The sequence below is a fragment of the Paenibacillus sp. 4624 genome, from assembly GCF_050435065.1.
Lineage (GTDB): Bacteria > Bacillota > Bacilli > Paenibacillales > Paenibacillaceae > Paenibacillus > Paenibacillus amylolyticus_D.
Genome location: NZ_JBNDJR010000008.1, coordinates 197629 through 210181 on the forward strand (window position 1 = coordinate 197629; position 12553 = coordinate 210181).

Below are 12553 nucleotides of genomic sequence, written 5' to 3' on the forward strand. Positions count from 1 at the left end.
TCATTTTTATGAATAGATATTCCTACTTATAACTATTTTTTAGTTCACGAATAGGGATTTAAATGTTATTATGTACCAGATAGAAAATATGGAAGATTAAATTAAACAGTGGTCAATATATGTTTTTGTCGAAATGTGTAATATACTTGGTGAATCAGATCAACAGAATTCAGTTGTACACGTATTTCAGGATAGTGATCCCGGGAAGGAAAACATGGCATGAAGTTTAAAATGCAAGGTCAGAGTCACATAGGTTGGGTCGCCATCGGCGGCTTATTGTTTTTCCTCGTAAGTCAATGGTTTCGTTCTTCTTCAGGCTCTGATCTGGTTTTTTCGGGTTACCCGGTGATAACGCTTCTAGGTGGATTCGCTGCAACGGCTGCCTGTATTGGCATTTATAATCAAAGCTGGCTATTTCAAACTCAAAAATTGACGCTGCGCAGAGTGTTACTGACAACACTCTTTTTAATGATAGGTCTTTTTGAACTGGTGCACATCGTTTCATTTGCAGAAGACGTTCCTAACAGAGCGATGATGGAATCCGATTTTTCATTAATGATGTCAACGATGGGATCACTGGTTTGTTCAGTGGGACTGTTATTTATATACACCGTGCACGAGAAGCAAGTTGCATTACCGCGCAAATTTCTTCTGTTCAGCGCTACCCTAGGAGTCTTTCTGATTTTGTACATCTGTTCTATTCAAGAGTGGAGTTTACTGCCCGAGATGCTTGATGGTCATTTGCTTGGTAAAGCATTCACTCGCCTGCATTGGATTGCAGGACTGCTGTATATTACTGGGGCTGTTGTTCTGTATGTGCAGTGGAAAAAGACAAAAAACGCCGATCTACCACCTATCCTTAATGGCATGTTCTGTTTTTTGCTAGGTCAGGCGTATTTCGTGACTGCAAGTGTAGTGGACGATCTCAATCTGCTGCTTGGTATGCTCAGCAATTGTTTGGGATACTTTTTCATTCAAAAGGGGCTCTATGCATCTGTAGTTGACACCCCATTCCTGCAACAACAGGCCGCTGAGGCCAAAATGAATTACATTGCCCACCATGATGATGTCACGGGCCTTCCGAATCGCCGCCGCCTAAGCCAGCGCCTTCAACTCATGCTGGATGATGCGGTTGTGGAGGAAAAACTCGTCGGTGTACTTGTGCTCAACATTAATCGTTTCAAAACCATAAATGACTCCCTTGGGCAACAAGCGGCTAACCGGGTTCTGCGTCAGGTTGGACAGCGATTGAATCATTCATCTCTCCCGGGAGAAGAGGTGTTTGGTCTAGGGAGAGACGAATTTGCGCTAACCATGACGGACTTCTACAGTACAGATACAGCGTTACGCCGGACACGGTCGATTCTGCAGCTCTTTGAAAAACCGGTTATGGTGGATGGGAACGAATATCATCTTACGCTGGGCATAGGCATGGCCATCTTTCCTTATGATGGAGAGTCTCCACAAGAGATTATTCAGAACGCCGACACGGCTCTGCATAGTGCGAAGGAACAGGGAATTGAACTTAACCGCTATGCACATGCCATGCAGATGAAAGCTCAGGAACGATTGCAACTTGAAAATGATTTGCGCAAAGCACTGGCTCGGGGGCAGTTTTATCTGGTATACCAGCCCCAGGTGAATCTGCAAAGCGGACTGATCGTAGGCATGGAAGCTCTTGTGAGATGGCAACATCCGCAGCGCGGTTCAGTGTCACCCGCAGAGTTTATTCCGCTGGCCGAGGAGAGTGGACTGATTGTTCCGCTCGGAGAATGGGTGCTCCGACAGGCTTGTGCACAGAACAAGCTATGGCAGGAAGCGGGATATCGCAAACTGTGTGTATCCGTTAACCTATCGATGAGACAGTTCAGACATTCCCATCTGCTTGAGAGTATCAACAGTATTCTGAGGGAAACGGGACTTGAGCCGGTATGGCTTGAACTGGAGATTACGGAGAGCATGACGTTTGACAAAGATCGGGCCTTTGAACAGCTTCATAAAATTAAGGAGATTGGTGTACATATTAGTATTGATGACTTTGGCACGGGATACAGCTCACTCCATTATCTCAAGGATTTGCCGATTGACCGGCTCAAGATTGACCGATCATTTGTGAATGAAATCATGGAAGACAGCAATAACGCTGCTATTGTATCAACGATTACTTCGATGGCACACCATTTACAACTCAAGGTTACAGCAGAAGGTGTTGAGAACGAGGAACAGATGATGTTTCTCCGAAATCAGCATTGTCATGAGGCACAAGGGTATTTTTTCGGTAAGCCGATTGAAGCGGCGGACTTTGAGCAAAGGTTCTTAAGAGATATTGACAAGCCGGCAGGATAAGAAGTAGCAGGGTCGCGAGAGCGTTCCTGCCTTTCTCGTATCCAGTTTTAGGAAGAAAACTGCTGATTCACCTTGCACGTTAGTGCGGATCGTGGTATATTAAGTTTTGTAAAATCACTGTTAACTTCCATTCGGAATTTAACGGGACGTAGCTCAGCTTGGTAGAGCACCTGGTTTGGGACCAGGGGGTCGCATGTTCAAATCGTGTCGTCCCGATTGTTCATCTTGCGGGTGTAGTTCAATGGTAGAACTTTAGCCTTCCAAGCTAATAGCGTGGGTTCGATTCCCATCACCCGCTTAACAGTAGTACCCGGAAAACCCTTGGTTATCAAGGGTTTTTTCTTTTTTTTGAAATTTAGATACAGACAATGACATGCTGACCTTTGCTTTTTTCCAATGATCTGGTACAATAACGGAGAATTGATACTACACATGAATGAGAGGTAACCATACGTCCCATGAAGTAAGACACATGAAGTGAACCCCAGTTAACTGCAGATTGTTGTATGACGCAGTCAGCCGAGCGGCTGAGCAATGAGGGGATTCGTGTGTCCAAATTCAGCTATGGGAAAAGTATGAAACCAGCAGGCAATTTAGCTTGCGTATACCCTTATTAGGGTGTATTTGTTCATGCTATATTTGACCTCATATCTGCATTTTGAATGCTTGATTCCATAACGAATTGTTAAACCGCCGGCTGATGCCAGCGGTTTTTTTGATTTTTTTGTTCAAGAAAGGATGAGGACTCATGACGACATTGGTGCGCTTGCATGAAGTATCAAAAGAATGGAACGGTAATGAATTGTTTGCGGGATTGAACCTTGAAATTAACGAAGGCGAACGGCTCGCCATTTTAGGACGCAATGGATGCGGCAAAACGACACTTTTACGGATTATACTCGGTGAAGAGCAAGGGGATGGACGGATTGATCGTCATCTTCCACTCCCGGAATGGGGCTTCATGCGTCAACGTTCGGAGGTCCCGAGTGGAATAAACGTATTGAATGCAGTAAGGCGGGAGAGTGGGAGGATTGACGAGGTCAAGCGAAAACTTGAAGAACTGGAGCGGCGATTGAGTGACGCTGATGCTGCCGAAGATACCGCTTTGCTGGACGAATATGCCCGTTTTTTGGAGGAATATGAGCAACTGAACGGCTACATGTGGGAAACAGAGGTGGAGAAAGTGTTAACACGCCTCGGGTTAAGCACGGAACACTGGAGCAGGCCTTATCAATCACTTAGCGGTGGTCAGAAAACAAAAGCGCGCCTCGCTGGACTGCTGGTTAGCAAGCCCAAGTTTTTAATTTTGGATGAACCGACCAATCATCTGGATGAAGAGAGCATGCGTTGGCTCGAAGCCTGGTTATCTGCATACGAGGGTACGGTGCTGTTTGTATCCCATGACCGGACATTTATTGACCGGGTAGCAACCAGTGTAATTGAATTTAGCGCAGACAAACTGACGAAATATAGAGGTGGTTATACCGATTACAAGGGGCATAAAGAGCGGGAGTTGAAGGAACAGGAGACGATATATCGCAAACAGCAACTGGAACGAAAAGCGCTGGAGGAAACGATTCGTAATTATCAACAGTGGTTTCACAAGGCTCATAATGAGGCAGGCGGCCAAGAGGTGAAGATTACCCAGAGTTTCTACAAGGCGAGAGCGAACAAAAATATTTCGCGTTACCACGCCAAACAGAAGCAGCTAGAGCGGCTTGAGAATGAGCGGGTGGATAAACCGCGTGAAGCCGCCAAACTGAACATGGAGCTACAGATGAGCTCAATCGGGGCTCGTCAACTTCTGGCGCTGGAGGAAGTAAACTTTTCGTACGATCCTAAGCACTCGTTTCTTCACGATTTGCGGATTGCCGTTGAGCGTGGGGACCGGCTTGCCGTGCGTGGAGCAAATGGTACAGGCAAGAGCACACTGTTGAAATTAATGATTGGAGAGCTTCAACCTTCGCAGGGAAAAGTGAGCCGTCATCCCCAGCTTCGGATCGGTTATTTCTCACAAGAGCTGGAGGGCTTGCCTGAGAATGCAACACTGCTGGACAGCTTACTTGCCCTCCCTTCGATGACGCAGAGTGGTGCTCGTACCATCCTGGGATGTTTTTTATTTTCACGAGAAGATGTATTTAAACGGATTGGGGATTTAAGCATGGGGGAGAAATGCCGGGTGGCATTTCTACGATTGTATTTCGGCGGCGCCAATCTGCTGGTGCTCGATGAGCCAACGAATTATCTGGACATTGACACGCAGGAAGTGATGGAAAATGTGCTAAAAGAAGCCTCCGGTGCACTGGTTATTGTATCTCATGACCGGATGTTAGTCCGAACGCTGGCGAATCGTCTATGTGACTTGAAGCCCGATGGAACGATATCACTTTTTGAGGGAGGCGTGGCGGATTGGGAGCAAACGGTGCAACTACGGGAATCTGCACTGGACACACGTGATTCGGATGATGAGCGTCTGCGGCTGGAGATGAGACTGTCTGAGTTGCTTTCTCCCGTAAGCCCTGCAGGAACAGAACGAGAACGCCTTTCGCTCACGGAGCCTGCGGCAGAGATGGAGGGAGAATCAGCCGAGATTCGTGTCATTCAGCAACGATTGAAGGAGCTGAGAAATCAAGGTGCATCTGCAAATTAGCAACGGGGCATGCTTGCTATTTCACCGTATTTTGCATATAATAATGAACGATCATCGATCATTGGTATCGATAAAGGTTAGTTTAATTTGAACAAACGTATTGATGGAGACAAGTAAGCAGTGCCTCTGGACAGGGAGGAAGCGCCGTAGATTGAGAGCGTTTCTGTAGAACCAGGCTGCCGAAATTCACTCCGGAGCGGTTCCCTGAACCTGATGATGTGTGCAGACACAGAGACGACAGTAGGGGTAAACGGTTAACGGTCGTTATTCCGTACAAAGTGAGACAGAACGTGTTGCAGAGCTTGTTGCAATGTGACAACGGGAGTCTAACAAGGGTGGTACCACGGTCTTTTCGTCCCTTTTGGGGAGAAAAGGCCTTTTTTTGTTGCAATAACAGCATTTAAAGGAGGCAATTACACATGAAAGAACGTTTGGAAGCATTGAAGATCGAAGCGCTGGAACAGCTGTCTGGCGTTAACGATCCGCAGACGCTGGCTGATCTGCGTGTAAAGTATTTGGGCAAAAAAGGGGCATTGACTGAGATTCTGCGCGGCATGGGTGCACTTAGTGCGGAAGAGCGTCCAGTCATTGGACAAGTGGGTAACGAGGTTCGTGGAGCGATTGAAGAGGTGATCAACAGCAAGCAGGAGCAATTCCAGAAGGAAGAGACTGCGAAGCGACTTCAATCCGAGAAAATTGATGTAACCTTGCCGGGGCGCCGTGGACGTCAAGGCGGACTGCATCCGCTGACCAAAGTAGTGCAGGAGATCGAAGATATTTTCATCGGTATGGGATACCGCGTAGCAGAAGGTCCTGAGGTGGAGATGGACTATTACAACTTCGAAGCCCTGAATCTGCCAAAGAACCACCCGGCGCGCGATATGCAGGATTCCTTCTATGTTACTGAGGATCTGTTGATGCGTACGCATACTTCTCCGGTACAGGTTCGTACGATGCAAAGCATGAAAGGTGAGGTGCCTGTCAAAGTCATCTGCCCGGGTAAAGTATATCGCCGCGATGACGACGATGCCACACACTCCTTCCAGTTCCATCAAGTCGAAGGCCTTGTAATCAGTGAAAACATTCGTATGAGTGATTTGAAAGGAACGTTGCTGCAATTTGTGCGTGAAATGTTCGGCGCCCACACGGAAATTCGTCTGCGTCCAAGCTTCTTCCCGTTCACCGAGCCAAGTGCGGAAGTCGATGTCACTTGTGTACAATGCGGTGGTAGCGGATGCCGTGTCTGCAAACAAACAGGCTGGCTCGAAATTTTGGGCGGCGGTATGGTTCACCCGAAAGTGCTGGAGATGGGCGGATATGACCCGGAGAAATACAGTGGCTTTGCCTTTGGTATGGGTGTAGAGCGAATCGCAATGCTGAAGTATGGCATAGATGATATTCGTCATTTCTATAACAGTGATCAGACGTTCCTGAAACAATTCGGACGGCTGTAATGATATTGAACGTCAATGAACGTCAAAACTAATACAAAGATTAAGGAAGTGAACGTGCATGAGAGTATCGACAGATTGGCTGTCTGATTATATTGCCCTTGAAGGTGTAACACCACAGGAGCTGGCAGAGAAAATCACCCGTGCAGGGATCGAGATTGATGTTGTGGAGAACCGCAACCAAGGGGTAAACAAGGTTGTTGTTGGTTACGTGAAGAGTAAGGAGAAACACCCGGACGCGGACAAGCTGAATGTCTGTGTAATTGATGCAGGGCAAGAGGAAGAGCTGCAGATCGTATGTGGCGCGAAAAATGTGGATGCGGGTCAAAAGGTAGCGGTAGCCCTTGTTGGTGCAAAGCTTCCAGGCGGGCTGGATATTAAAAAAGCGAAGCTGCGCGGCGTGGTATCGCTTGGTATGATTTGTTCTGCCAAAGAGCTTGGCATGAACGACAAATTGCTGCCTAAAGAGCAACAGGAAGGTATTCTTGTTCTGCCGGAAAACACAGAGGTTGGCACGCCAATTAGCCAGGTGCTTGGCTTGGATGATCATGTGCTGGAACTGGATTTGACGCCGAACCGCTCCGACGCCTTGAGTATGCGGGGTGCAGCATACGAAGTGGGTGCGATCCTGGGACGCGAAGTGACGTTGCCGAATCCGAAAGATCAGCTGGTCGAAGCTGGTGATGAAGCGGCTAATCATATTTCTGTAGAGATCAAAGCTCAGGAGCAATGCATCCATTATGCAGCTCGTTATGTGACTGGCATCAAACTGGGTGCTTCCCCGCTGTGGATGCAAAACCGTCTCATGGCAGCTGGTGTTCGTCCAATCAACAATATCGTGGACATTACGAATTATGTCATGCTGGAATATGGTCAGCCGCTGCACGCATTTGATGCAGATAAGCTGGAGAACGGACGTATTGAAGTGCGTATGGCACATGAAGGCGAAACGATTGTGACGTTGGATGGACAGGAGCGTAAGCTGGAACCGCATATGCTGCTGATTACCGACGGCGTGAAGCCTGTTGCCATCGCTGGAGTTATGGGTGGTGAAAATTCCGAGGTATCGGAAAGCACCGTGAATCTGCTCTTGGAGTCCGCCAAGTTCGATGGCGGAACGGTTCGGAAGACATCGCGCCAACTGGGGCTGCGTTCCGAAGCAAGCTTGCGTTTTGAAAAAGAAGTAGACCCGGGTGCGGTGATTACGGCTTTGGATCGTGCGGCTGAACTCATTCAGCGTTATGCATCAGGCCAAGTGCATCAAGGGATTGTTCAAGCGGGCGCTGAATCTTCCGAGAAGCGTGTCATTCAAATGTCTCTGAACAGACTTAACCGTTACTTGGGCACGGATCTATCTCTGCTTGAGGTGAAAACAATCTTTGCCCGGTTGCACTTTGCATGTGGTGATGCGGAGCAGGGGGTTCTCGATGTGGAAGTGCCTACTCGTAGAGGGGATATCACGATGGATGTGGATCTGTTCGAAGAGGTAGCCCGTCTATACGGGTACGACAACATTCCAACAACGTGGATCGAAGGCCCGACTACACCAGGAGCATATACCCGTCCTCAAGCCATTCGTCGTACCATCCGTGGGTTGATGTCTGGCAGCGGCTGGCAGGAAATGATCAGTTATTCCTTTGTTCATCCAGACAAAGCAGTGCTGTTCCCTGCTCTTACACAAGGAAGCAAAGCGGTTAAGCTGGCTATGCCGATGAGTGAAGATCGTAGTGTGTTGCGTACGAGCATTTTGCCGCAGATGCTGGATGCTGCTGTATACAACATGAACCGGAAGCAGGATTCGCTTGCTGTGTTTGAAGTGGGCAGTGTTTTCTTCACGGAGGAAGAGAAGCTGACGAAGCAGCCTCATGAAATACCGGTACTCTCCATGTTGCTTACGGGTAATCGTGTAGCGCAACAATGGAATGTCGGAGCAGAGAAAGTGGATTTCTTTGACATCAAAGGTGCACTTGAGAACTTGTTTGCTTATTTGGGGCTGGAACAGCGGATTCGTTTCGTAGCGAACAGTCCGGAAGGATTTCATCCAGGGCGTTCTGCTTCTATCTATTTGGATGGCAAAGACGGCGGTGAAGGCACATTGATCGGTACTCTCGGTCAATTGCATCCAGAATTACAGCAACAATATGATCTAAATGATGTTTATGTTGCTGAAATTGTTCTTGAAGCGATATATCAGGAAGCGGATGCGGATATTCGTTATCGTGAACTTCCGCGTTTCCCGGCAGTGGAGCGTGATATTGCTGTGGTGGTAAGCAAAGATATTGAAGCCGGTGACATGCTTCGTGCAATTCGTGAATCCGCTGGGGAGCTGTTGCAGACGGTACAGGTATTCGATGTATTTACAGGTAGCAAGCTGGGGGAAGACAAGAAAAGTGTGGCGATGGCGCTGGTATACCGGAACCGTGAGCGCACGCTAACCGACGAAGAGATTACTGAAGTTCATGCGCGTGTCGTAACACATCTGGAAGAGCAATTCAACGCAGAACTGCGCAAATAGGACAGAAGTCAATTTTTTGAACAAAGATTAGCAGGAATTGCTTGAAGTCACATCGAATCCTTAGCATTAGAGGATCGATGTGACTTTTTTGTCATTACAGCTTAGAATCAACATACAGACTTGAAGGAGGGCACAACTGTGACTACACCTGATCGTACACGCGTCACCGTAGAGATCTACGGGACTTCCTATAAACTGGTCGGCAGCAGTGCCGATTATATGAAACAAGTAGCTAATCTGGTAGATGAGCGTATGAGCGCTATCTCCAAAAGTCATTCCCGTTTGGACACGCCGCGTATTGCTGTACTTGCGGCCGTACATATGGCCGAGCAGTCTCTTCAGACGCAGGAGATCCGAAATGAGCTCAAGATGCTGACGGGAGAACGAACAGAACTTCGAAATGAATTGAACCGATTAAACGCCATTCAGAGTGAACACCAAAAGGAATTGCAGCAACGAGATCAATCTCTCGCTGAAGTGCGCCAGCAGAAGATTGAAGCGGAGCAGGCTTTGCAAAAGCTCACGGCAGACAAACAGGCTGAAATCACCAAACTGAATGCGATGTTGGAGCAAGAGCGCAGCCAAATGAAGGATCAGATCCAGAAGCTGCAGGCACAAGCCGCGGCACAACTCAAAGAGGCAGAAGCGAAAGGCAATTCACGTGTAAAGGAAACAGAGGAAAAAGCAGCAAACCAACTCAAACAAGTACAGGCTCAATCTGCTTCGCAGCTTAAAGAAGCACAGAACCGTGCTGCAGCTGAGTTGCAGCAGGTGCGGGCCAAAGCCTCGGCCGAGTACAAGGAGTTGCAGGACAGAACTGCGGCACAATTGAAGGAAGCCGAAAGCAAGGCTGTAGCAGAGCGCCAAAAACTGCAGGTTCAGGCAGCAGAACAGGTAAAAGCGGCCAAAGAAGAGGCAGAAGCAGCGATCTTCTTGGAACTGGAGCAGGCTGAACTCAAATTGAAGCAGGTGCAGGAAGAGGCGGCCCTTCAATATAGCGAACTTGAAAATCAAATGAAGCAACGTCTGGAGCAAGCTGAACAGAATGCACGGAAGCAGGCAGATGCGCTCGAAGCGCAAGCGAAACAGGAACATGAAGCATGGCTTGCTGACGCTGAGCAGAAGCACCAGGCTGCCTTGGAGCAGTTGCGGGCTGAGTTTAAGGCTCTCTCTGAGCAATCCGAACTGGAATGGATGGAGAAAGAGGCATTCTATGAAGAACAATTGAAAGAAGAGCAAGAAGCAGCGGCCACCCGTACAGCTGAGGCAACGGCTGCGGCTGAGGAAATGCTCCAGCAAGAGCAGCGTAAACTGGCTCGTCAGTTGGAGGAAGAACGCGCTCAGGCAAATGCTCGAATAACGGAGATCAATGAACAACTGGGCGAGGTTCGGAGTCAGCTTCAACATGCGCAGGAAGTGGTTTCTGAGCAAGAACAGTTGCTTCAAGCGGAACGTACCCAAGTGGAGTCGTTGCGACAGGAGCACGAGATCCGTATTCAGGAACAGGAGACCCAGACACGTCGAATTGCGGAGCTCCAGCAACAATTAGAGCAGTTGAGAGGAGACAGCAATGATCTGCAAAACAAACTTCGTGAAACGGAGCAGTCGTTGAAACAGACACAGGAGTCTCAGCAACAGTGGCAAGATCAGTATAATGAAGCAGTGGATCGTGAAACAGCGCTCACAGCTCAACTGCGCAAACTCCAGGAGCAGCATGCGCAGCTTGAACAGGATGCGCAGCATTTGCTTGAAGCAGAAGCGAAATCAGAAGAAGAACAGCGCAGACTACACAAGGTGCTTGAGCAAGCGCATGCAGCTGTCCGTACATTACAAAATGAGATCACAACATTGACGGAAAGTGAACAATCTTGGAAAAAAGTTGCTGAACAGAGGCTCGCTGATATTGGCGATCTGGAGAATCAGATTCTCGAGGCGGCTGATCAGAATGAGACGCTGGAGGCTGGTGTGCAGTCCTTGCATGATGAACTTTCTGTCGTGAAGGAAGAAGCACGTCTTTACAATGAAGAAGCCGTTCGTTATGAGAAAGAAAACGAGCACCTGGAAGAGAAACTCAAACAATTGAATGAGGAACTTCAGGGCACTCGTAGTGAGCTGAGTGAACATCTTAAGGAGTTAGATGACCAGCATAAGGAATTAAATGATACTCGCGATGAATTGCATGGTGCCAAAGAGGAATTGAGTCGTCTGCAGGAGCAATATAAGCAGATCCGTAACGATTACAGCGATGCTCTTCAACGAGAAGAGAATGCTGGTTCGCTGATGAGTGAACTCGAAGCGGAGAAGAATGCGCTGGAGCAATCGCTGAACGAAGCAAGACAGTCCGCTGAACAGCTTGCCAAGCGTTATACAGAGCAAGCGAATCAACTCGCGCAGACGGAAGAGGAAGCTCTCGAATGGCAAATTAAATATGAGGATCTAGCCGCCAATCAGGCGGAACTGTCTTCTCGAATTCAACAACTGGTGACACGTGAAGAAGAGCTTCGCTCTCAGTTGGAACAGGCAACTCAGTCGGCAGAGCAGAACGAACAGGTATGGAAGGTACGTGCTGACGAATGGGCGGAGCAGGAGCAGGCATGGCAGGATCGCTGGACAGCGCTCGAGAGTGAATTGACAGCGTGGCAGCGTGAGAGTGCAGCAAGTTCCGAGAAGCTCGAAGAACTGGTACAAGAACGAGACCAGTTGCTCAAGGAGCGTTTGAAGCGGGAACAGCAACAAGTGGAGGCTGATGAAGAGAAGCAGATCATGGAAAATGAACTACGCGAAATAGGTGAACGTTATGAACTGGCAGCCAACCAGCTTCGATTGCTGCAGGTTGAACGGGAGATGGAACAAGAAAAGGCAGAGCAGTTGAATACGGAGTATCGTCAGCTGCACGATGAATATACGAAGTTACAGACGGAATATAACGAATGGATTGAATTGATTGAGCAGGATCAGACGTAGCGGATAGACTCTTTCGTCCCTCGATGGTTGATCAGCGAACTCTTGCATAATTTGTTATAATACAAAAAGAGCTCCCGTCGCTGCGGGGGCTCTTGTCTTGAGGTGTTATTCTTCTACTATAATTTTGGAGATCATGCTGCTGTGTCCAGAACCACAAAAAACGGAACATGACATTTCGAACTCTCCGACTTTATCTGGGATAATGACTTTGGAACTTTTTTGGGTGTCCAACCGAAGATTGAACTCAGGCACGAGCAAACCGTGATTTCCGTTGACGTTTTCATAAACAATCTTCACAGGCACGCCTTTTTTCAGTCGATATTCGGGTTGATCAAATTCGTAGTTGCTTGCCTTGATCACGAGTTGCTCACTGGCTGTAACCTCTGGCTCGGATGCTTCTGAATCTTTGGGGCTACCGCATGCAGCAAGAACAAGGATTAACATTAAGGCAGCAAGCCATGTTACACCTTTTTTCATCATGTACCTCCTTCAACGTGTGAGATGGATCAAATTTGAATGATTTCTCAAGTCATCATACCGCAATCTGCCGATGCATGGACATGTGGGGTATGTCGTTTTATTGAAATTTATCGAGTTGCTGCTGGTTACTAATGTTCAAAAAGAAAA

Annotated in this window: 6 protein-coding genes and 2 tRNA genes; 7 read left to right on the forward strand and 1 reads right to left on the reverse strand. The window is 48.0% G+C overall.

Annotated elements, in window-relative coordinates:
• Positions 1–219 precede the first annotated feature (219 nt).
• The 7 genes from ABIE27_RS19290 to ABIE27_RS19320 all read left to right on the forward strand — a co-directional run bounded on the left by ABIE27_RS19290 (position 220) and on the right by ABIE27_RS19320 (position 11926).
• On the forward strand, positions 220–2346 hold the full coding sequence (locus ABIE27_RS19290; protein ID WP_240036921.1) for a bifunctional diguanylate cyclase/phosphodiesterase: 2127 nt from the start codon (positions 220–222) through the stop codon (positions 2344–2346).
• A gap of 142 nt (positions 2347–2488) precedes the next feature.
• Positions 2489–2562: transfer RNA gene (locus ABIE27_RS19295), tRNA-Pro, on the forward strand.
• An 11-nt stretch (positions 2563–2573) separates the two neighbouring features.
• Positions 2574–2644 (forward strand) — tRNA-Gly (locus tag ABIE27_RS19300).
• 450 nt (positions 2645–3094) lie between these two features.
• The gene (gene abc-f / locus ABIE27_RS19305; RefSeq protein WP_123065075.1) at positions 3095–4996 is read left to right on the forward strand and encodes a ribosomal protection-like ABC-F family protein; all 1902 of its coding nucleotides are present in this window, start codon (positions 3095–3097) and stop codon (positions 4994–4996) included.
• A gap of 419 nt (positions 4997–5415) precedes the next feature.
• Complete coding sequence (pheS, locus tag ABIE27_RS19310; RefSeq protein ID WP_123065074.1) at positions 5416–6450, forward strand: phenylalanine--tRNA ligase subunit alpha; 1035 nt, start codon at positions 5416–5418, stop codon at positions 6448–6450.
• 58 nt (positions 6451–6508) lie between these two features.
• Positions 6509–8962: a phenylalanine--tRNA ligase subunit beta gene (gene pheT, locus ABIE27_RS19315; protein ID WP_429351252.1), complete on the forward strand. Its 2454-nt coding sequence runs from the start codon at positions 6509–6511 to the stop codon at positions 8960–8962.
• 138 nt (positions 8963–9100) lie between these two features.
• Positions 9101–11926, forward strand: coding sequence for a hypothetical protein (locus ABIE27_RS19320; RefSeq protein ID WP_429351253.1), 2826 nt, complete (start codon positions 9101–9103; stop codon positions 11924–11926).
• Positions 11927–12031: 105 nt separating this feature from the next.
• Here ABIE27_RS19320 and ABIE27_RS19325 read toward each other — a convergent pair whose 3' ends face one another.
• Positions 12032–12403: a cytochrome C oxidase subunit II gene (locus ABIE27_RS19325; protein WP_123065071.1), complete on the reverse strand. Its 372-nt coding sequence runs from the start codon at positions 12401–12403 to the stop codon at positions 12032–12034.
• Positions 12404–12553: the final 150 nt, after the last annotated feature.